Source organism: Pandoraea sp. XJJ-1, from assembly GCF_026802345.1.
GTDB classification, from domain to species: domain Bacteria; phylum Pseudomonadota; class Gammaproteobacteria; order Burkholderiales; family Burkholderiaceae; genus Pandoraea; species Pandoraea cepalis.
Genome location: NZ_CP113827.1, coordinates 1,331,134 through 1,353,461 on the forward strand (window position 1 = coordinate 1,331,134; position 22,328 = coordinate 1,353,461).

Consider the following 22,328-nt stretch of genomic DNA (forward strand, 5'->3'; position numbering starts at 1 on the left):
GGGACTGCAACTAATATTGTGTTGCCCGTGAACTCAGAGTTATGTGAGATCAGCTAATGTGCATAAGGATGGACTAGATCAAACTGACAGTGTCAGTTGCTCATATATTTCGATGCCGAATTCCCCTATTGGGATTGCAGATACTGTCATCTGCCGTGTCTGATGGCAGACGCCTGTTAATTTCGGTGAGCATTCTCGCGTTAATCAGTGTCCGGATGCATTAGACCGCTGGACTTCCCCCAGGCCCTAGCTTTTTCAACGACAAAGTCGATCAGCGTTCGAACGGCAAGCGTCTGGTATCGACCGGGCATCCGAAGCAGGAACATGCGTGCTCCAAATACGCTCAAGCGCCTGTTCTGCAGCCCTGTGACAATCCGCCCCTCGTTCACGTCATGCTCGACGACATAGTCGGGGACTAGCCCAACGCCGAGACCAGCGAGGATCGCCTCCCGCAGAAACTGGAAATTCTCTGAAGCTAACGTGGGATGTAGCGTCAATTCGCGTCGTTCTTCATCCTCATATGCAGAAACTCTCAGGTCGCGCCCGGCGACGGATGAAGTGATCAGCGGAACGTTGCGGAGGTCGTCCAGGCGAACTGGCATTTGATGTGCATGCGCATAATCCGCAGAGGCACATATGATGTGGCGGACCTGCACCAGCTCGACAGCGACCATGTTCTGAGGCGGGTCCGACATGACTCTAACGGCAATATCAACTTCTTCTCGCAATAGGTCGTCAACGCGGTTGTCGAACAGCAAATCCAACGAGATCTCGGGGTAGCGACGCTTGAATTCGATCAACCATGCCGACATCACGACGTGACCGAATCCGGTCGGCACGCTCAGGCGTACCGATCCATGCAAGCTCTTGCCAAACATCGCTACGGACTCGTTGGCGGCCAACACTTCGTCACGAATGACCAAGCCGTGCTGATAAAGCCGCTGACCGACTTCCGTGAGCTCCACTCGCCGCGTGGTACGTCGCATCAATTGCATGCCGACCGATCTCTCGAGCTGAGTGAGGTGGTAACTGACATTGGCGCGGGTCATCTTCATGTTTCGCGCAGCAATGCTGAGATTACCCGCTTCCACGATCGCGACAAAAAGTACCAGCGAGTGGGCATCCATCGCATCTCTATATGTAAAAAATTTTGAACATATTGTTAATTGTCATTGTAATTGTCAAGTCGAATCGATAGGTGAAGAATACGTTGGGTTCATAAGGAGATGTAATGCCATTTGCCATAGAAACCGGCGAAATCGGAACTGAAACCGCTCAGCACTTAGTTCGCGTGGGGCGTTTGCTTGTCGATGGGAAAACCGACACGCGCGTGCGGTTCATGACTATCGCGTCTAACACCACGACGGCACTTGATCCACATCGAGGGCGAGCAAGCGAGCGCCATCACATCCGTACGATGACGAGGGCGTAAACGTGTACAAGAACCTGAACGGCATCGCGGTCATCGCGCTCGATCATCCACCTGTCAATTGTCTGTCCCACGCGCTGCGCGAGCGCATTCTCGATGAACTTGACACCGCTTTGGCAGATCCCGCGATTCGCGGAATCGTTCTGACGGGCAATGACAAGGCTTTCTCCGCGGGTGCGGACGTTGGTGAGTTTGGGAAGCCAATTCAACTGAAGGAACCTATCCTGCGCACGGTGATTACGCGCGTCGAAACGAGCGAGAAGCCCGTCGTTGCCGCCATCGCTGGCGTGGCGTTGGGCGGTGGACTGGAGCTCGCCCTCGGGTGTCACGGTCGCGTCGTTCAAGAGAATGCGCGGATTGGCTTGCCAGAGATTAACTTGGGGCTTATTCCTGGCTCGGGGGCGACGCAACGGTTGCCTCGCCTGATTGGCATCGAACAGGCCCACGCGCTGGCATCCAGCGGAATTCCCAAGTCGGCTCGTCAACTTGCGAATATCGGTCTGTTTGACGAGGTTGTGGCAAGCGACGTCATCGCCGCGGCCATTGCGCTGACCAGCGAAATGGCCGAACGACGAACCCCTTATCCGCGCGCACGCGATCGCTCGCTTGACGTGTGTGGAGTCCAGGATGCCATCAAGGCGCAGCGGGAAAAATTGACGGTGCGGCAACGGTTGCAGCCGGCGTACGCTGCGCTGCTTGATGCGCTCAGCGCGTCGTCGTTGCCATTCGATGAGGGCATGAACCGGGAGCGCGAACTGTTCCTCGCGCTCATGCAAACGACCGCCGCGCAAGCTCTTCGTTACCAGTTCAAGGCGGAACGCGACGCAGCAAGGCTGCCGCCTGACCTTCAGGTTACTGCGCGCCCGATAAAGTGCGTTGCGATAATTGGCGCGGGGACGATGGGTTCCGGCATTTCGATCTCGGCACTCGATTGCGGTCTGAATGTGCTACTGCTTGAACAGAATGACGAAGCGCTTGCGCGTGGCCGCGAGCGCATTCTCCAACATTATGAATCGCGCGTGGTCGCCGGCAAACTTCTGAGCGAGACCGCTACGTCGAATGCACAGCGACTTTCCACGAGTACGTCATGGGCACTGCTGGAGCAGGCAGATCTCGTGATAGAAGCGGTCTTTGAGGATCTCGCAGTCAAGCAGGAAGTCTTCCGCCAGATCGACGCCCACGCGCGAGCTGGCGCCATTCTGGCGACAAATACATCGTACCTGGACGTTGATGCGATCGCTTCGGTGACATCGCGCCCTCGGGACGTGCTTGGCTTGCACTTCTTCAGTCCTGCCCAGGTAATGAAGCTGATCGAGGTGGTTCGTGGCAGCGACACCGCTGCCGACGTGATGGCGACCGGAATGAATTTCGCCGTTGCCCTCAAGAAGATCCCGGTAATGACAGGCAACGCGTTCGGCTTTATCGGCAACCGTATCTACAGTGCATATCGGCGACAGTGCGAGTTCATGCTTGAGGACGGTGCATGGCCGGAGGACATCGACAACGCGTTGACGGCGATGGGTTTTGCCATGGGGCCGTTTGCAGTCGCGGATCTCTCAGGACTTGATATTGCGTGGCGCATGCGCAAGGCACGGGCATCGACGCGCGATCCGCGCGAGCGCTACGTCACCGTTCCAGACCAGCTGTGCGAAGCGGGGCGCATCGGTCGGAAGGCGGGAGCAGGCTATTACACTTACGTTGACGGCAAGCAATCGAGAACGACCGATAGTCACGTTCGAGCACTGATTGAGCGGGCAAGCGCAGCGCGCGGCATTGTCCGTCGGGAACTATCGCCGCTCGAAATCCAGCGGCGCGCCTTGCTATCGATGGTGAATGAAGCTGCGCTGCTGCTAGCGGAAGGTGTGGCAAGCCGCCCGAGCGATGTCGATGTGGTGATGGTGCAGGGTTATGGCTTTCCTCGATGGGAAGGCGGGCCTGTATTCTGGGCTCGGCAGCAAGACCGCACAGCGATGGAAGCGGAACTGAAGACATTGGCGGCGGAAGCCGGGCACGGATTCGTCCTGGGCGACCTCGAATCCGTCCTGATGCGTTGATGGTTCGTCGCGGCGTGCGGTTCAGCACGCCGCGATAGCGCCGGTCGTCACGTTCCCGCGCCCGATGATCGGTAACGCATGTCGATGGCGGGCACTGACGTCGTCAACTGCCCTGCGCTATGGCTGGGTTCGCAGCGTTCTGGGCGGGGCACGCAAGCGAAATCGTCTGGACGAATGTGTCGACGCCGTCAATGGCGTCGAACTGGGCGACAAACGACGCCAGTCGGAGCGCTTCAGACGCCGCGGGCGTGCGCTGGAGTTGATCTACAAACTTCCTTTGCAATTCGTTCCATGACATGGGGGCCTCAGGCTCTCCCGAGCCAAACGCCGCATGTTCGGTAATGATGCGGCCGTCTGTCGTTTCGATCTCCAGTTGAACTTCTCCCCATAGACTCGAATCGGAAGCCTGGCGCGCCGAGATTGCCTCCGAGAATTTGAGCGAGATAGTGTCCTGGACCGCTTCAAGCTCGGGGTCCCCCATGGACGACTGTAGCGACTCACGCGATACCTTGCCATGTCTCAACGCCACCGCAAGCACGAATGGCATGCTGCCTTGCGCGGCCACCAGCGTTGTTGGCCGCCGTGCATCCGCCTTAAGGACGAAGTCGCCGGCATTAACCACAATTCGCCGAACGTTTTCCAGTGAAAGCGCATGCCGCTTGCGTGCAGCCAGCAGCGCGTCAATCGCGGCATGAAGGCGTCGCAGGCACGCATGTGCCTTGAAGTAAGCCGTCATGATGTGTCGCGTCGTGCCCAACGTCGCGCCGAAGTTCGATAGGTCGGCATTCTCGGAAAAGCACCGGAATAACCCGTGCGCTCCCTCCAGCACACTGTCGGGGCCAGTGAAGCCGCATTCCGCCATTTCGACACTTCTGAGCCCGGTTGCCGCGGTCCACGCAGGGCAAAGCAACTTGCCCGAAGAGCCGTCACTCAGATATTCGATAAAGCCACCGCTATGCAGGGCCGCGATGGCCATGGCGTGCTTGGTCGTCTCCATATCGAGGTGTTTCAGCTTCGCAATGGCCGCCGCAGCGGCAACGGTTCCCGCGACACCCGTGGTATCGAAGCCCTTCACGGTGTATGAATACGGATTGATCGCCATACCGATTTCGACATACACGTCGTAGGCAGCAACAATAGCCGCGATGGCTTCCTGGGTGGTGGCGTGTAGTACTTCGCCCACGGCGAGCACGGTGGGAATGATGACGACACCCGGATGTCCCATGGCGCGGCGATGTCCGTCGTCAAGGTCCATGACTCTGGAAAAGGCAGCGTTGCAGAAGGTTGCCTTCTCAAGGGTAACTTTCTGGAACCCGAAGATGGTCGCGCCATCCGGCTGGATGCTACTGGCAGCGTGTCGAAGAAATCCGTCCGCTTTACCGCTGAACCGCCCGGCCAGCATATTGCCGAGACAATCGAGAAGGCATTGCTTGGTGCGATCGACTTCGGCTGGCGTCAGGTCCTCGAAGCGTGTCGAGTGCACATGCTGAGCCAAATGACGGATCAGATTTTTGGAATCCATGGTCGTTGGGAGTCCTGCTGCATACGGGATGACGGTTAGATCGTCACCCCGGCGGTGGGCGTCGGCATACGTCCGACAAGTGGGTGATTTCGCGCGATGCTCGCTGGGGCCATGTTGCCGTGTCAACCCAGCGGGGGCCGGGAGCCCCTAAGCGCGGGGCGGCAAATCACATTCGCCCCCGCTGGCGCTTACGGAGCGATCTGGCGCTGCGCAATTTCGAGCCCGGCTTTGAGCAACGTATCGGTTGCGGCGTCGGAGCAGAGAAAATCGAGGAAGCGCGTGGCAAGGTCCTGACAGCGCGCTTTCGACGACACCGCGCCGGACACCACGCTCGTGTATTGAACTGCGTCGGGCAACGGCCCCAAGATAGTGATATCTGATACGAGCTTCAGTTCACTGATCTGTTGTATTCCGACTTCTACCTCACCGCTCGCGACAGCTTCTCCGACGAATTTTTGCCCCAAGACGAGATGCATCTTGCCGGCAAGTTCCGCCTGAATTCCAAGGCGCTTGAACAGCGTGTTCTCGACATAGCTCCCACTCGCGCCCTCGGAATACCCGATGGAGCGCGCGTTCAGAAGCACTTGCCGCAATGCCTCCACGCTGGTGACATCCACGCTCGGATGTCCTCGACGTACCGCGACACCAATCTTCGAGGTCACTACGTCCTTGCGGACGATGGGCTTGAAATGGCCCTCGCGAATCAGATTATCCATGCCCGTGCAGACCATCAACAGGACATCGACGTGTTCACCATTCTTGATTCGAACCTGATTGGCCTCGGGAGAGTTACCTGCGGAGGGGCCCCAGGAAGCCGCAATTCGGCATCCGTGATCGGCTTCGAATTGCTTTGCGAGTTCGCGTAAAGGCTGCTTGAGGATTCCGGTTGTCAGAACCTTCAGTTCGTTCTCGAGAGTGTCGCTCATTATTGTGTGATCGGGAAAAGGCGGTGGTTGGCAAGCGACCGAGCAAAGCCCGGTCGAGTTACCTTGTTCCGTGGGATTAGTCTTCCGACCGGGATGCGGAAGGAATCAATTGGGAAAATGAATCATTTGGCGTAACGGCCGCGGCTTTCGATTTCGGTAGCATGAACGTTGCGATGCCGCTGCAAATCGCCGCAAAGATCAGCCAATACGCGGGCGAAGCCTTGTCGCCGGTCGCATGGATCAACCAGGTCGAAATCAACGGAGTGAATCCCCCGAAAATGGCGACGGCCAGGCTGAATGCGAACGAAAAACCGACTGTTCTGGCCTCCGGCGGCATGATTTCCGTGAGCGTTACCATCGCGGCGCCGTTGTAGGCCGCGTAGAGGAACGCGAACCAGAGTTCCGTCATCAACAGATTGCCGAAACTAACGTTCGAGACTAACCACGACAGCAGCGGGTATGCCGTCACGATGGCCAAGCCGGTGGTGGCGAGCAGCAGCGGTCGACGGCCGATTCGATCGGAGAGCGCCCCCATGGCGGGGACACAAAAGAAGCTGAGCAACCCGACGCAGAACGTGGCGAGCAGGCTGTCGGTGGCGCTCAACCCAAGCACACTTCGTCCGAACGTTGGGGTGTAGACAGCGACCAGATAGAACGTCACAGTCGTCATCACCACCAGCATCATCCCAATGACAATCAGTCGGTAGTTCGTGATCAGCGAAGTTGTAATCTCCGCGAACGTCGGCGGACGCTTGCGGGCCAGAAACGCTTCGGTTTCTTCCAGCGAGCGACGCAGCACAAAGATCAGCGGGACGATCAGACAGCCGATAAAGAAAGGGATGCGCCAAGCCCACGCGTGAATGACCTCGGGCGACAGGAGCGTGTTCAAGAGGTAACCGAGTCCTGCGGCGGCCATCGTCGCGACCTGCAAGCTAGACGCTTGCCAGCCAACATAGAATCCCTTTTGGTCCGGCGGTGCGATCTCCGAAAGGTAGACGGACACGCCGCCGAGTTCCACCCCTGCTGAAAAGCCCTGGATCAACCGTCCGAGCACCACAAGGATCGGCGCAATGATCCCGATACTGGCATAGCTGGGCACGGCGGCGATTGAGATAGTGCCAATCGCCATGATGCCGAGTGTGACGGTCAACCCCTTTCGGCGCCCCACGCGGTCGATGTAACTGCCGAGTACGATGGCGCCGATCGGTCGAACCAGGAATCCCGCGCCAAATGTAGCGAACGTAAGAAGGAGCGACGCATAGTGATTTTCGCTAGGGAAGAAAGCGGCAGATATGTATCGCGCGTAAAAACCATAGAGAAAGAAATCGAACATCTCCATGAAGTTTCCGCTCGCCACGCGGAGTATTGCCGGAATCCTCGACCGGGTCGTGTCTTTCATGGGAGCCCCTTCAGCGAATCGTGGCAGCACGCATCTGCGCGTGTGCCTTGTCCATGGAGGGGTAAGCACGGACGAATGGGATTGCTCGCCGTGATGATCCGGAATTGGGTGGGTGCATCGTTTGTCTCCGTCATTATTTGAGTCATGTGCTTAGCGCACATGATCATTATTAGTTCGTCTGCGCAGCGGTCTACAAGAGAGCAATTCCATACATTGAAATTGATTCGGCAGATCCGGCGTCGGGAACCGGCGGAGGTAACGGTGTGGGTCTTGCGCGTTCAAGCTGGCTAAAGCGGCCGGGAAATCTCATTTCCCGATCTCAGAAATGGGGGGGGGCGCGGCCTTCATCCGATGTCTCCCGGATGCGCCATTTCCAGTCCTTGGCGCACGTCCCGCATGAGTTTCAACAAATGAAAGGCCAGGCGCTCGATCTCAGGCTGCATTGCATCGCTGGTGGACGTGCTGACGTTGAGCACATAGATGGCGCCAGACAAACGTATTGGACTTGCCACCGCAATGACTTCGGGTTGCCACGAAACCGCGCAGTATCCGTGAGCGGCAATTTGCTCGGCCGCCAAGTCGATCCCCTTGGAAATCGTGGACCAATGCGCGCCGCACTTGCGCTCGAAGAACTCGAGGAGCGCATGACGTTCCGTGTCGGTGAGCGTCGCCAGATACGCGCGCCCGAGCGATGTGAGCTCCATTGGCACGCGTTGGCCCGATACCACCTGGCGCAATGCCACTCTGCGACTGTACCGAATGGATTCGAGATAGACCATCTCGTCACGATCCGGTGCCGCGATGCCCACGTTGATGCGCTGACTTTCCGCTAACGTCCGCATAAAGGGGGCGGCGATCTTCAGTAACCCAGAGCCAGTCTTCATCGCATGTCCAAGGCTCAGAACGGCGGGCGCCAGTCGGTACGCTCGAGCATTGCGATCGAGTTGCAGGTAGCCGGCACCGGTCAGCGTCTGCGTCAGGCGGGTCACCGTCGCGCGCGACAACCCGGTGCGCTCCGCGAGTTCGCCGTTGCCAAGGACTTCCGAACCCGGGCGAAAGGCGCGAAGGATTTCGATACCTCGCTCAAGCGAGCGGTTCGCAGGCGAGCGCCCTGGCTTGCCGGGCTGGAGCGATTTTGCCGCGCTTTGCGAGATCTGACGTGTCATGGATGGCAAACCCTTATAGGAAGGAGACTCCTAGGCCTCGTATCGACGGATCGATGTCGATGTTGGCGTCAGAAGGCGTCTGGGCACCCTCTACTTTTGCTGCTGCGCGTCACTGTTGCGCTTCTGAGTGCCTGAACGGCATTTTGCCCCAACAGCATCGACACTGCATTGAAATTTCACTCTTTGAAAATCGCCCATCGGATTTCGTGCGCTCCGCGGCTAGACTGGCTTTACCCAACTCGGCATGCCCGTGCATGAACTGTGAGGGGCTTTAGGCATAAGACCGAATCGTAGATAGGAGACAAGCATGTTTGCATTGATGCGCAAGGCCCTGATCGGCCTGGGCGCCGTGGTCGTTTCCACCGGCGTCACTATTCCCTTGGCTCACGCGGCGTACCCGGATCAGCCGGTGCACATCGTCGTACCGTTCTCTCCGGGCGGAGGCACCGATTTGATCTCCAGAGCGCTCGGTGTCGGCATGGCAAGCACGCTCGGTCAACCGGTCGTCATCGACAATCGTCCCGGGGCAGGCACCATCATCGGCGCCAATGAGGTTGCGCGCAGCAAGCCGGACGGTTACACGGTCGTGATGCACACGTTCGCGTTCGTCGTGAATCCCAGTCTGCACAAGCAGTTGCCTTATTCGACCGAGAAAGGCTTCGCGCCGATCTCGTTGATTGCTCGTGGACCGACGGTGCTTGTGGTTCCGGTCAACAGTCCGTTCAAGACCGTGAAGGATATCGTTGATGCAGCCAGATCGCATCCGGGCAGCGTGACATTTGCGACGCAAGGCATCGGTACATCGGCAGACATGGCGGGCGAGTTGCTCCAAAACCTTGCCAAAGTTTCGTTGACCCAGGTGCCTTTCAAGGGCGCCGGTCCGGCACTGACGGACCTGCTCGGCGGACACGTGCAAATCATGTTCGGCACTGCGGCCGCAGTTTCCGATCTGGTGAAAGCCGGCAAGCTGCGTGCGTTGGCTGTGACGACCCCCAATCCTTCGCCAGCATTCCCGGGAATTCCCACAGTTGCCCAAACGGTCCCTGGCTATTCGATCGAGGCCTGGTACGGCCTGTTCGCCCCGGCCGGTACGCCGCCCCAGGTCGTTGAGAAGTTGCGCGCCGCGGCGGCGCAAGCCACGCACACGCCCGAGTTTGCCGAAAAGATCAAGCATGAAGGGTTGTCCATTACGGCGAGTACCCCCGAGGAGCTCGAGAGTTTCGTGCGGGCCGAACAAGCACGTTGGCACAAGGTCATCGTTGAAAACCACATTGAATCCAACTGACGGCGTCGAATCGCCGAGCAACTCATGAACTACGAACTCATTGACTATCAGTGCGACGCTTCGGTCGCCACCATTACGTTCAATCGTCCCGATAAGCGAAACGCGATGAGCGACGAAATGCGAAGCGAGTTCATCGACGCCCTTGAAGCGGTGGCGAACGACAAGAGCATTCGGGCATTGATCTTGACCGGCGCAGGCAAGGGCTTCTGTGCTGGCGGGGACATTGCCGGCATGCAACGTCGCATGAGTGCGCCGTCCGGCGAAGTGGGATTCAACGGCTGGCACCGTCAACAGCGTGTCCATCACGCGCAGACGCTGCTCTACTCGATGCCCAAGCCAACCATTGCAGCTGTAAACGGCGCGGCCGCAGGGTTGGGGGCCGATATTGCACTGGCGTGCGATTTCATTATGGCCAGCGAGTACGCGAGCTTTGCGTGGTCGTACGCGCTTCGTGGAATCATTCCCGACGGCGGCGGGATGTATTTCCTGCCGCGTCGCGTCGGGCCTGCCAAAGCGAAGGAACTGGTGTTTACCGGGCGCAAGGTGTCATCCGACGAGGCGCTTCGGCTCGGCATTGCCGACCGCCTGTCGGGCGCCAACACCTTGCTGGCCGACGCCAAGGCCTGGGCGTCCGAGCTTAGCGCCGCATCCCCAACCGCGCTTGCCTTGGCCAAGGGGATTCTTAACAAGTCGTATGAGTCTGGCGTGCACGAAATCTTCGCGCAAGGAAGCCAGGCGCAAGGCATTTGCTACACGAGTACCGAACACAGAGAGGCGGTGCAAGCATTTCTCTCTAAAACCGCCACTAAGGAATGACCCACCATGGATGCGATTGATCGCTTGTTGAAGCCGCGCAGCGTTGCCGTCATCGGTGCCTCGGCGGATCCCGCCAAGACGTCTGGCCGCCCGGTCTCTTATTTGCTCAAGCACCGCTTTGCTGGAGATATCTACCCGGTAAACCCCAAGGTCAGTCACATTGGCGACCTGGCGTGCTATCCGACTATTGCTGCGCTTCCCGCCGTCCCGGATGTCGGCATCGTTTTGCTTGGGGCGGAGCGAGCATTTGAAGCGGTGCGCGACCTGTCACGTCGCGGTACTGCGGCGGCAATCGTGCTCGCTAGTGGCTATAAGGAGGCGGGAGGAGAGGGGGAGCGCCGGCAGCAGGAGTTGCTGGACGCTGCCGGTGGGATGCGCTTGCTCGGGCCCAACACGATTGGCCTCGTCAACCTGACCGACAGCATCGTGCTATCGGCCACGGGGGCGTTGGAGATGGAACAGTTCCCGGTCGGGTCCATTGGCGTTGTGTCCCAAAGCGGCGGGATATTGGGTTCGTTCCTGTCGCGCGCCGCGGCGCGGGGCATCGGACTGTCCAAATTGGTCTCCACGAGCAACGAAGCCGATCTGGAGCTTGCCGATTTCATCGATCATCTCGTTGACGACGACGCGACGCGCGTGATTGCGCTGTACGTGGAGACGGTAAGAAATCCCGTCAAATTCCGGATGGCGGCCTTGCGCGCAGCCCACGCCGGCAAGCCGATCGTCGCGTTCAAGATTGGCCGTTCCGAGGCAGGTGCAAAGGCGGCCGTGTCGCATACCGGCGCAATGGCCGGTGCCGATCGCATGTATGACGCATTGTTCAAGCAAGTCGGAATTATCAGAGCCAAGAGTTTTGACGACCTCCTCGATGTGTCCGCCGCGTTGGCCGTTGGGCGCCGATTGCAAGGCCGCCGCGTGGCCGTTCTGACCTCGACGGGCGGTGCCGGGACCTTGGTCTCCGACGAACTCGGTGTGGCGGCGTTCGAGACGCCGGCCCCCGACGAACCCACGAGCGAGGCGTTGCGCGCGCTTCAGACCGGCGACCACGCCGTGCTCGATCGGAATCCCATCGACGTGACGTTGGCCGGATTGCGTCCCGACCTGCTGCGCGGGGCCATTCGCACGTTGCTGGAAAGCGCGAGCTACGACGCTCTGATCAGCATCGTCGGGTCGTCGGCGCTGGCGATGCCTGAGCTGGTGGTCGGTGCGATCCAGGATTGCATGCACGCGTCCGACAAGCCAGTCTTGGCGTATGTGAGTCCGCATGCGCCGGAGATTCGCGCACTGCTTAACCGCCGAGGTGTTCCCGCGCTCACCACCGCAGAAGGATGCGCGGCAGCGCTTGGCGCAATGCTGCAGCATGCGCAGTGGGTGGGAGCCGACGACGAACCGGCGCTCGAACCCATCGCGCTTGAGGATCTGCCGAAGGGGGCGCTGGACGAATCCCAGGCCAAGGCATTGTTCGCCAAATTTGGGATTACCGGTCCGCGCGAAGTCGTGGTGACCAATGCGGCGGAGGCCGCGGAGGCCGCCGCGCAGATCGGCGGACGTGTCGCACTCAAGCTCTTGGCATCTGAGACGTCGCACAAGAGTGATGTCGGCGGCGTCGCGCTCAACCTAAGTGCGACCGAGGTGGGCGGGCGTCTCGAAACGATGCGCGCCGAAGTGGAACGACGAGCCGGTTTTCGCCCTGACCGCTTCCTCGTGCAGGAGATGGTGAGTGGTGGTGTCGAATTGATCCTGGGCATGCATCGAGACGCGCTTGGTACGGCGATCCTGCTGGGAGCGGGTGGCACGGGCGCCGAATTGCTTCAAGACACCACCCTTCGGTTGATGCCGCCGCAAGGGGGACTCAGCGAAGAAGACGCCAGTGCCATGCTGCGCGAACTCAAGACCTGGCCGCTGTTGGATGGTTACCGCGGCGCTGAGAAGGCCGACGTCGACATGATGGTCGCGGCAATTGTCGCGTTCTCGCGCATGGTAGCGCAGCTGGGCGAACGGTTGGTCGAGGCTGAGATCAATCCTGTCATCGTATTGCCGGCAGGGCGGGGCGTGCGTGCGGTGGATGGCGTCGCGGTTTTGCAGAGTTGAAGGGGCGGGAGAACGACACTGGCGCGCCCTCGGTGGCCACTTCGCCCCACCCATCCCCATTGAGCGAGAGTCAAACTCATGCAAGCCTACATTTGTGACGCCATTAGAACCCCTTTCGGCCGTTATGGCGGGGCACTTGCCTCAATCCGCGCCGATGACCTTGGCGCGGTCCCGATCAAGGCGTTGATGGAGCGCAATCCCAACGTCGATTGGGAAGCCATCGACGACGTGATTTTCGGATGCGCCAATCAGGCCGGCGAGGACAACCGCAACGTTGCGCGCATGAGCGCACTGCTTGCCGGGCTACCCGAGCAGACCTCCGCGTCGACGATGAACCGGCTGTGCGGATCGGGGCTGGACGCATTGGGAACCGCGGCACGAGCGATCAAGGCCGGCGAAGCGGGACTGATGATTGCCGGCGGCGTCGAGAGCATGAGCCGGGCGCCGTTCGTTCTACCCAAGGCCGACACCGCGTTCTCGCGCGCCAACTCGATCGAAGATACGACGATTGGGTGGCGGTTCGTCAATCCCGCAATGCGAGCGCGGTTCGGTGTCGATTCGATGCCGCAGACGGCGGAGAACGTAGCGCGAGAGTTTGGCATTGAGCGCGATGCTCAGGATCGGATGGCCTTGGCGTCACAACGCAAAGCGCTGTCGGCCCGCGCGTCGGGGCTTCTGTCCCAGGAGATCACACCGGTCGTTGTCCCGCAGCGCAAGGGGGACTCCGTGGTTGTGGAGCATGACGAGCATCCGCGGGAAACCAGCTTGGAGGCGTTGTCGCGGCTTAAAGGTGTGGTGGCTTCGGATGGAACTGTGACTGCGGGCAATTCGTCAGGGGTGAACGATGGTGCCTGCGCCCTACTGCTCGCAACCGACCGTGCCGCCGCGATGCATGGACTCACGCCGCTGGCACGTGTCGTGGGAATGGCGACCGCGGGCGTTCCTCCGAGAATCATGGGGATGGGGCCGGCGCCGGCCACGCGAAAGGTACTCGCGGCGACGGGCTTGCGTTTGGACGATCTCGACGTGATCGAACTCAACGAGGCATTTGCTGCACAAGGTCTGGCGGTCCTGCGCGACTTGGGACTTGCCGACGACGATCCGCGTGTCAATCCGAACGGTGGGGCCATCGCCCTGGGGCATCCGCTGGGCGCGTCCGGCGCACGCCTCGCGACCACCGCGATCAGACAGTTGCATCGTATTCGCGGGTGTTATGCGTTGTGCACCATGTGCATCGGCGTGGGGCAGGGTGTGGCCGTCATAGTCGAACGCGTGTGAAATCCGACCGTTCGATACGTGTGTCGCACGACCGGCAATGGTTTTGCGCCCAGCGCCGGTTGCTCGAGCGCATCGAGATTAGCAGGAGATGATTGTATGCAGGTGACGGAAGCCCTGGCGCGCTATGCCAGCTCACTGGAAACTTCGCCCCCGCCGGAAGCGGTCGTGCATCACGCGAAACGCGCCGTTGTCGATTGGTTTGCATCCGCGTTCGCGGGCTTGGACACGCCGCCGACGCCGATGCTCGCACAGGTCCTGGCGGACGACCTCGGGCATGGTCGCGCATGTTTGCTGAACGGCGGGAAGGCAACGGCACGTGCGGCCGCATTGATTCACGGTGCCGCAGCGCACGCGGCGGAGGTGGACGACAGCTTCCGGGATGCCATGTATCACCCCGGTGCGGCGACGGTGGCCGCAGCCCTGGCCGCCGCTCAACAGTCAGGATGCAGCGGACTGCGCTTTCTGCATGCCGTGATTGCCGGCTACGAGATATCGACCCGCATCGGTGTTGCGCTGGGACGTGCCCATTACCGCTATTGGCATAACAGCGGAACAGTGGGAACGTTCGGCGCAGCGACTGCCGCCGGGGTCGCCCTGTCGCTTGGTGAAGCCGGCCATGGGCATGCACTCGCGACTGCCGCAACATTTGCGGCCGGACTGCAGCAGGCGTTCCGGACAGACTCGATGTCAAAACCCCTCCATACCGGCCGGGCCGCCGAGGGGGGATATCTAGCAGCGCAGCTCGCCGCTGCCGGTGTTACGGGCGGACGAGACGTGCTGGAAGGGGAGGGTGGTCTTGGGGTGGCGATGAGCGGTCAGGCGAACTGGTCCGATGTTGCTCTGACCTTGGGACGCGATTTTCACATCGCTCGACTCACGGTCAAAAACCACGTCGGGTGTGGTCACACGTTTGCAGCAGTGGACGCGGCAATCGAACTGCGGCGAGATGCGTCGTTCGCCGTCGATGATGTTACTCGCATCGCCATCGAGACGTATCGCCCCGCCGTCGAGATCGCTTGCCATGTCAACCCGCTGACGCCCAATGAAGCCCGCTTCAGCATGCGCTACATGGTCGCATCAGCACTGATCAATGGAAGTGTGCGCCAGCAGGCGTTTTCGCCCGCGCAACTGACAGACCCAACTGTTCGCCGTCTGATGACCTGTACGGAAGTCATCGTGAGTCCGGAATTGGACGCGGCGTTTCCGGGTGAGCGTTCAGCACGCGTGGAAGTGACGTTGCAAGGGGGAGAGCGTTTGGTTCATGTACAACGCCACCGCAGGGGCGATCCCGAGCTACCGCTCAGCGACGAAGAATTGAACGCGAAGTTCATGGAACTGGTGTCGCCTGTCGTTGGCGCGGTGTCGGCCCGCAATTTGCTGGGCCAGTTGTGGAGTCTTGAAGATCGACCTGACGTCGCTGGGCTCGGAGGCGCTTGAGCATACGGCGGAATGTGTCAATCGTTGTTGGTGACGCGGCCGCAATAGATTCGGTGACGATTGCGTTGAACACCTGAATTTCGCCGTAGACCCCGATCGAGGGCCTGGCGCCGAATAGCAATACAGAACAGATTGGAGACACAAAATGACTAGAAACGCGTGGATCAGGCGGGACTTGTGGGCTGGGTTGCTGCTCTTTCTATTGGGGGGCGCTGTACTGTTCGAGAGCAAGAGCTACGGCTTCGGCACGCTTGGTCAGATGGGGCCGGGCTTCTTTCCCGCCGCCCTGGGCGTCCTGTTGCTGCTAATCGGAACGCTGATTGCAGCGACGTCGAAAAATACCGAAGTACTGGCGAAACCGTCTGTCAAGGCATGGCGAGGCGCCGGGCTTGTGCTGTTGTCTGTTTTGGCATTTGTTGGCATTGCCGCGCACATGGGATTGCTGCCGGCGACGTTCATCTCCGTTGTGATCGCGGGCTTTGCCGATCAGCGTAACCCCGTGCGCGACGTGTTTTTGATGGCCGCTGTGCTTACCGTATTCTGCTTTGTCGTTTTCAGTTGGGGGCTGCACCTGCAACTTCCGGCGTTTCGCTGGGAGTGGTAATCATGCACCAGACCATCATGGATCTCATGTACGGCTTCAGCGTCGCGTTGCAGCCGACTCATTTAATGTGGGCTGTCGTTGGGGTGCTGTTGGGAAACCTGATCGGCGTGCTGCCTGGAATGGGGCCCATTACTGCGATCTCGATCCTTCTGCCGCTGACTTATTTTATGGCGTCAGTGCCATCGATCATCATGCTCGCCGGGATCTTCTATGGATCGCAGTACGGTGGGGCAATTGGCGCAATCCTGCTGAATCTGCCAAGTCATCCGCCTCACGCCGTCACATGCATCGATGGTTATCCGCTCACGCGTGCAGGTAAGGGCGGCGCCGCCTTGGGTGTCGCCATGCTGTCGTCATTCTTTGCCGCCACCGTTGGCATTCTGGTGATGATTTTCCTGTCCCCACTGCTCGTAAGTGTGGCATTCAAGTTTGGCCCCACCGAGATTGCCGCCATCATGGTTCTCGGACTGATCTCCGGCTCGACCATGTCGCGGGGCTCGCCGCTCAAGGGGATCGCCATGACGCTGTTCGGGCTGCTGTGTGGAACGGTTGGGACTGACCTCATCACAGGCACGTTCCGGTTTACCTTCGGCAGCGCTTCGTTATACGACGGCGTGGAACTTGGCGCGATCTGCATGGGGGTATTCGCCATCGCCGATTTTCTGATGCACGTTAATCGGGAGAAGATTGTCGTGACGCGGGCGAAGGTACGTGCGCGTGACATGCGCCCCTCGCTTGCCGATTTGCGCAAGGCGGTCGCGCCTACGCTTCGTGGCACGCTGGTCGGTGTTCTGTTTGGTGGCATGCCGGGAACGGGGCCGACAATCACGACCTTCATCGCGTACGCGCTGGAACGAAAGATTGCGAAGGATCCAAGTCGTTTCGGCAAAGGCGCCATTGAAGGCGTCGCCAGCCCGGAGGCGGCTTCGCACTCAAAGACACAGGTCGATTTCATCCCCACGATGACACTTGGTATCCCAGGCGACGCCGTTATGGCGCTGATCATGGGGGCCTTGATCCTGAAAGGCATTCAACCCGGACCGTTGCTGATTACCGAGCATCGCGACATCTTCTGGGGTTTGATCGCGAGCTTCTGGATTGGCAATGCCATCCTGATGATTCTGAACGTCCCGCTCATTGGGGTGTGGGTCAAGCTGCTGCAGGTCCCCTACCGGATTCTTTATCCTGCCGCAGTCTTTTTCGTTTGCGTCGGCGTGTACAGCATGCGCAATGACTTGTTCGACGTCGCTTCCGTTGCCGCGTTTGGACTCGTTGGCGCGTTGTTCATGGTCCTGGATTTTCCCATCGCGCCCATTGTGCTGGGCTTCGTGCTCGGCCCGATGTTGGAATCGAATGTACGCCGCGCGCTCCTGCTGTCGCATGGAGATCTGGGAGTCTTCGTGAATCGCCCCATCAGCGCGACCGTCCTTGGAATCGGCGCAATCATCGTGTTCTGGCAGGCTGGCTCATATCTCGCGTGGGGTTCCGATTCGTTGTTCATGCGCTTTCGCTTGCGCATGCAGCGACGAGTCACGAAGGTGCAGGACTGACCTGTTTCTGTGATTGAAGCTCCCTTTCGAGAGAAGACATGAAGTTGTCGTTTTCGCAGAAGTTGTGGCTGCCGCTGATCTTAAGTCTCGCGTGCTTTGCGTGCCTTTCGATATCGGATGCCATTAGTAGTCGGGGAATTCGTCTCGAAGAGAGGCAATCCGGTCTCGTTCACGCGATGGAGCTTGCAAAGTCCGTCATCCAAAGCTATGCGGACCAGGCAGCCACCGGGACGTTGACGATCGATGAAGCCAAGCGCAGCGCGATCGGTGTGATCCGCAAGATGCGTTACGCCGGGGGGAAAGGCTATTTCACGATCCTCAACCCGGACGGCGTCCTGCTCATGAGTGCCACGAAACCGGAGGACGAAGGGCGAAACGTCAGTGGCTTCAGAGATCGGAATGGCGAACCATTCAATCAGAACGTGCTGAACCAGATCCACCGGGACGGTAGCGGCTTTACCCGATACGCCTTCGGCAAGCCGGGCGCGACCGGCATCTTTCCGAAAATCTCGTACAACGACGCGTATCGGCCATGGCAATGGATATTGATGACGGGCGTATATGTCGACGACATCAATGCCGCCTTCTACGCGTCGCTCGTGCGGAGCCTGGGTGTCTTTGCCGTCATCGGCACGCTTCTGAGCATCGCCGTCGTCGGGGTGAACCGCGGGATATGGCGCTCGCTTGGCGGGGAGCCCAAGTACGCGGCTGAGATCGCCACGCGCATCGCGGAGAACGACTTGGCGTTTGTAGTGCAAGACGAGCGTGCGGGCAGCGGCAGTTTGCTTCACTCGATGAAGCGGATGCGCGACCACCTCGCGGAAACGATTCGCGTCATCAAGGTGTCTGCTGAGTCGGTGTCTATTGCCGCACATGAAATCGCCGGCGGGAATGTCGATTTGTCGATCCGAACCGAGGCGCAGGCAGTCTCACTCAACCAGACTGTCGCCAACATGGCCGAGTTGGCCGGTACGATCAGACATAACGCCGATAATGCCTGCCGCGCCGATATGTTCGCTGCGAATGTGGCCGGTCTGGCTGATGCTGGTGATCAGGCCGTGGCAGCGATGCTCCAGACGATCGGACGAATCAGCGAAAGCTCGGCGAAGATCTCGGAGATTACGGGAATGATAGAAGCGATCGCGTTTCAAACCAATATTCTTTCGCTCAACGCCGCCGTCGAGTCGGCCCGCGCCGGCGCCCACGGGCGTGGCTTCGCCGTCGTTGCATCTGAGGTGAGAGCATTGGCACAGCGCGCAGCGTGTGCGGCGCGCGACATAAAAGCGCTGATAGAGACTTCGTCAACGCTCGTCGCAGACGGCTCGCGGCAGGCGCACGACGTCGGCACGACAATGGGGCGCGTAAGGCAAGCGATAAACGAGTTGTCCAGTATTGTCGGAGAGATCGCCGCCGCCTCGTCGGATCAGGGACAGCGCATAGAACTGGCCAATCAGGCGTTCATGCAGATGGATGAAAGCACCCAGCAGAACGCCGCTCTCGTCGAAGAGGCCGCCGCGGCGGCACAATCGCTTGAGGAGCAAGCGTCAAACCTGAGGGAAGCCGTGTCCGTATTTCGGCTTTCCGACGCCCAAGACTCGCGACGTTCGTCCCCGGATCGTGCAATGACTTTGGCGTTGGGAGCATTGTGAAGCCCCCCCAGTGGTGACATATGCCGCGTTGATTCACTTCTCAAGGGGAGCGCCCATCCACTGCACCTCCGCACCCCACGGTGCTAGCGCCAAAAAACGCTTCAAGTGTTGCTGAAGCAAGTCGATCCAGGCCAGAGCGAAGCGCGACGCAGACGTATCCCTCAGGGTTGTCACGGCAACGCTGGACCGAATGGACGGTCGCTCAATGCGATGCGCAATGAGCTCGCCTGACGCTATTTCCTGCTGAACCGCGATATAGGCAAGTATCGAATACCCCTCGCCAGACTTCACCAACTGCTTGGTAAGGGCAACGCTGTCCACTTCGAGTGCAACTCTGAGCCTCACGCCGTGCTGAGCCGCTGCCTGTTCAACCAGAAGTCGGTTGCTGTGGGGCATGCCGGGAAGAATTAGTGGCGTGTTTGCCAGATCTCGAATGTGGTAGCTGCGAGATCCACCGCTGTCTCCAGGCGGTCCGATAAGCATCATGGGTTCGCTATAGAGAGGCTGGATCTGAAATGCCTCGAGGGGCGGCTGGTTGTAGACCACGGCAAGATCTACACGTCGGTCCATTACCCACTCTTGCAAAGAAGTACTCAACCCTTCGCGAACATGCAACGACACATTAGGCCACTGAGTGCGAAATTCGCGCGTCAGTTCTGCGCCGATCAGCGCGCTCATCGTCGGAGGCAGGCCGACTGCCAAGTGACCTCGCTCCTCATCGGCACTTGCCCGTACTTCCTCGGCCGTTTCGTTGAGCAGGTGCGTGATCATCTCTGCGCGCTCAAGCAATCGAGCGCCGGCAGCTGTCATCCGAACCCCACGACCGTGGCGCACGAACAAGGGAACACCAATTTCGGCCTCAAGCTTCGCGATCTGTCGGCTGAGGGCTGGCTGAGCCACATAAAGCTCGGCGGCCGCTCGGCTCAGGCTGCCGGCACGGGCCACCCGAATAAAGCTACGCAGCTCTCTGATTTCCATAGCGTCTAAGATATTCCTGCATGTTATAGCTTCTTATGATTATACGGTGTTTGTCAGCGGATCTACGTGGAACTATGCTTTTAACAAATACCGAGAATGGCGAGCAGCGTGGTAGTTCACAAAGCTGACGACGCTGTTCCGCAGTGATCCTGGCTTGATGGTCGGATCGCACCTAACGATATGAGAAGCCGTACGGCGTTTGCAGCGATCGCTGCGCGAGAACGTACTGTCGGCTCAGGAGACAACATGAAGCATCTCAAGAAGCTACACATTCAGGTCCTTATTGCGCTTGCGTGCGCGATCGCGCTCGGCCTGGTGGCGCCCGCGTGGGCAATCGCCATGAAACCGATCGGCACTGCCTTTATCGCGCTGCTCAAGATGATGCTGGCGCCGATCATCTTCTGCACCCTCGTCCAGGGGTTGGCCCACGTGCGTGATCTGCGCATGCTTGGACGCATGGGCATCAAATCGCTGATCTACTTCGAAGTGGTGAGCACGATCGCGATGGTGCTCGGCTTTGTGTTGGTCAACGTCTTTCAACCGGGCGTCGGGTTGCACGCGAGCAATCTGGCCGAAGCCGCCGACGCTGCCAAGGTCACTTCCGGTGCGCACAACGTCTCCGCAGTCAGTTACCTGCTTAGCCTGATTCCGCACACGCTGGTCGATGCCTTTGCCAAGGGCGATATCGTGCAGGTGCTGATCATCTCGGTGCTGGCCGGCCTGGCTCTGAACCTGTCGGTCGGTGCGGATTCGGTGCTGTTGCGCGGAATTGACGAAGCCACGTCGGTGCTGTTCCGCATGCTCGGCTTCATCATGAAGTTGGCCCCGCTCGGCGCCTTCGGTGCGATGGCCGCAGCGGTGGGCAGCTACGGCGGCGCGACGCTCCTGTACCTCCTCAAGGTCATCATTCTGTATTACGCCGCATCCCTGATCTTCGTCTTCGGCGTCCTTGGTGCGATCAGCACCGGTATTGGTCTGCCGTTTTTCGGCGTGTTGCGCCTGATTCGTGACGAGATCCTGCTGATTTTCGGCACGGCATCAAGTGAAGTGGCCTTCCCGCGACTGATTGAGAAGCTGCGTCGTGCGGGCTGTGACGAGGCAGTGGTCGGCTTCGTCCTGCCGGCGGGCTACAGTTTCAACCTCGACGGCACTTCCATCTACATGGCTATCGCTGTCGGTTTCATTGCGCAGGCCACTGATACGCCGTTCTCTCTCTGGCAGCAGCTCGGCCTGCTGGCGATTCTCAGCCTGACCTCCAAGGGCGGTACCACCGTCGCGGGCGGTGCTTTCGTGAAGCTCGCAGCCACGCTGCAATCGATGCGCACGCTGCCGGTAGCCGGCCTCGGCCTGCTCTTCGGGATTGACCGGATCATGGCTATCGCCACAGCGCTCGTGAATGTAGTCGGCAACACCGTCGCCGTATTCGCCATCGCCCGCTGGGAAGGCGCATTCGACGCCGACGCGTTTGCTCAGGAAACCGGCCGTCGCGTGCGCCCTTCGCTTCTAAAACTGTCTGCTGGCGCGCCGGATTCGGCAGCCGCTGCGCAGGCGAATTGATTCTGCCGGAAATAATCACCATGGAACTTCGTCTTCCCGACATCGACCCGACGCAACTCTCGCCGGAGCAGCGCATCGTCTACGACGCCATTGCCTCGGGTCCCCGCAAGGGCGTGCGTGGTCCGCTCGCGGTCTGGTTGCATCGACCGCTTCTGGCTGATCGCGCGCAAGCACTGGGGCGCTACTGCCGTTATGACAGCAGCCTGCCGCCGCGACTCTCCGAGCTTGCCATCATGTGCATGGGCCGCCATTGGCTTGCCGAATATGAGTGGGCCGCACATAAGCCGTTCGCGCTGGAAGCCGGGGTTGCGCCCGAGGTGCTTGATGCGTTGCGTGACGGCAAGGCGCCGCAGTTCGTGAATCGGGACGAGGCGCTGATCTACGAATTCATGACGCAGCTTCACGCGCAACGCAGCATCGGAGATGCGTTGTATGCCGCGCTGATCGACGAAATCGGTCAGGACGGCCTAGTGGATCTTGTCGGCATCGCAGGCTACTACACGCTCATCTCCATGACTATCAAGGTCTTCAACGTGCCGGCGCCGGCTGGCGTCGCGCCTGAACTGCCCATTTCTCTGTAACAAGGA

The 22,328-nt window shown here is 59.8% G+C and carries 17 protein-coding genes; 11 read left to right on the forward strand and 6 right to left on the reverse strand.

The window, feature by feature from the left end; genetic code table 11:
• Positions 1–200: 200 nt before the first annotated feature.
• Entirely contained in the window at positions 201–1,127 is a 927-nt protein-coding gene (locus tag OYT13_RS06105; RefSeq protein ID WP_268567430.1) for a LysR family transcriptional regulator, read from the reverse strand.
• 307 nt (positions 1,128–1,434) lie between these two features.
• Between OYT13_RS06105 and OYT13_RS06110 the strand changes: the two genes are divergently transcribed.
• Complete coding sequence (locus tag OYT13_RS06110) at positions 1,435–3,483, forward strand: 3-hydroxyacyl-CoA dehydrogenase NAD-binding domain-containing protein (protein WP_268567431.1); 2,049 nt, start codon at positions 1,435–1,437, stop codon at positions 3,481–3,483.
• A 103-nt stretch (positions 3,484–3,586) separates the two neighbouring features.
• On the opposite strand, the gene OYT13_RS06115 is transcribed toward OYT13_RS06110, so the two are convergent.
• The 4 genes from OYT13_RS06115 to OYT13_RS06130 all read right to left on the reverse strand — a co-directional run bounded on the left by OYT13_RS06115 (position 3,587) and on the right by OYT13_RS06130 (position 8,496).
• Entirely contained in the window at positions 3,587–5,005 is a 1,419-nt protein-coding gene (locus OYT13_RS06115) for an MmgE/PrpD family protein (protein ID WP_268567432.1), read from the reverse strand.
• 188 nt (positions 5,006–5,193) lie between these two features.
• Positions 5,194–5,931: a substrate-binding domain-containing protein gene (locus tag OYT13_RS06120; protein ID WP_268567433.1), complete on the reverse strand. Its 738-nt coding sequence runs from the start codon at positions 5,929–5,931 to the stop codon at positions 5,194–5,196.
• A 76-nt stretch (positions 5,932–6,007) separates the two neighbouring features.
• Positions 6,008–7,270, reverse strand: coding sequence for an MFS transporter (locus OYT13_RS06125; RefSeq protein ID WP_327198120.1), 1,263 nt, complete (start codon positions 7,268–7,270; stop codon positions 6,008–6,010).
• A gap of 404 nt (positions 7,271–7,674) precedes the next feature.
• Positions 7,675–8,496, reverse strand: coding sequence for an IclR family transcriptional regulator (locus OYT13_RS06130; protein WP_268567435.1), 822 nt, complete (start codon positions 8,494–8,496; stop codon positions 7,675–7,677).
• Between the two features lie 307 nt (positions 8,497–8,803).
• On the opposite strand from OYT13_RS06130, the gene OYT13_RS06135 reads away from it, so the two are divergent.
• From OYT13_RS06135 to OYT13_RS06170, 8 genes are all read left to right on the forward strand, one after another.
• Entirely contained in the window at positions 8,804–9,781 is a 978-nt protein-coding gene (locus OYT13_RS06135; RefSeq protein ID WP_268567436.1) for a Bug family tripartite tricarboxylate transporter substrate binding protein, read from the forward strand.
• 24 nt (positions 9,782–9,805) lie between these two features.
• The gene (locus OYT13_RS06140; RefSeq protein ID WP_268567437.1) at positions 9,806–10,597 is read left to right on the forward strand and encodes an enoyl-CoA hydratase/isomerase family protein; all 792 of its coding nucleotides are present in this window, start codon (positions 9,806–9,808) and stop codon (positions 10,595–10,597) included.
• Positions 10,598–10,603: 6 nt separating this feature from the next.
• Complete coding sequence (locus OYT13_RS06145) at positions 10,604–12,688, forward strand: acetate--CoA ligase family protein (RefSeq protein ID WP_268567438.1); 2,085 nt, start codon at positions 10,604–10,606, stop codon at positions 12,686–12,688.
• A 78-nt stretch (positions 12,689–12,766) separates the two neighbouring features.
• Positions 12,767–13,966, forward strand: a complete 1,200-nt coding sequence (gene pcaF / locus OYT13_RS06150) for a 3-oxoadipyl-CoA thiolase (RefSeq protein WP_268567439.1) — start codon at positions 12,767–12,769, stop codon at positions 13,964–13,966.
• 96 nt (positions 13,967–14,062) lie between these two features.
• Positions 14,063–15,403 (forward strand): MmgE/PrpD family protein, encoded by a 1,341-nt coding sequence (locus OYT13_RS06155; protein ID WP_268567440.1) that lies wholly within the window; start codon positions 14,063–14,065, stop codon positions 15,401–15,403.
• A 145-nt stretch (positions 15,404–15,548) separates the two neighbouring features.
• The gene (locus OYT13_RS06160) at positions 15,549–16,007 is read left to right on the forward strand and encodes a tripartite tricarboxylate transporter TctB family protein (protein ID WP_268567441.1); all 459 of its coding nucleotides are present in this window, start codon (positions 15,549–15,551) and stop codon (positions 16,005–16,007) included.
• A gap of 2 nt (positions 16,008–16,009) precedes the next feature.
• Positions 16,010–17,557, forward strand: a complete 1,548-nt coding sequence (locus tag OYT13_RS06165; protein ID WP_174976545.1) for a tripartite tricarboxylate transporter permease — start codon at positions 16,010–16,012, stop codon at positions 17,555–17,557.
• A gap of 38 nt (positions 17,558–17,595) precedes the next feature.
• Positions 17,596–19,206 carry a methyl-accepting chemotaxis protein gene (locus OYT13_RS06170; RefSeq protein WP_268567442.1) on the forward strand — a complete coding sequence of 537 codons (1,611 nt, stop codon included), beginning with the start codon at positions 17,596–17,598 and terminating at the stop codon, positions 19,204–19,206.
• 33 nt (positions 19,207–19,239) lie between these two features.
• Here the strand turns inward: OYT13_RS06170 and OYT13_RS06175 are convergent, their stop codons facing one another.
• Positions 19,240–20,184, reverse strand: a complete 945-nt coding sequence (locus tag OYT13_RS06175; RefSeq protein ID WP_268567443.1) for a LysR family transcriptional regulator — start codon at positions 20,182–20,184, stop codon at positions 19,240–19,242.
• Positions 20,185–20,430: 246 nt separating this feature from the next.
• Here OYT13_RS06175 and OYT13_RS06180 point away from each other — a divergent pair, with 246 nt between their 5' ends.
• Positions 20,431–21,741 carry a cation:dicarboxylate symporter family transporter gene (locus OYT13_RS06180; RefSeq protein ID WP_268567444.1) on the forward strand — a complete coding sequence of 437 codons (1,311 nt, stop codon included), beginning with the start codon at positions 20,431–20,433 and terminating at the stop codon, positions 21,739–21,741.
• 20 nt (positions 21,742–21,761) lie between these two features.
• Positions 21,762–22,322 (forward strand): carboxymuconolactone decarboxylase family protein, encoded by a 561-nt coding sequence (locus OYT13_RS06185; protein ID WP_150552590.1) that lies wholly within the window; start codon positions 21,762–21,764, stop codon positions 22,320–22,322.
• Positions 22,323–22,328 lie beyond the last annotated feature (6 nt).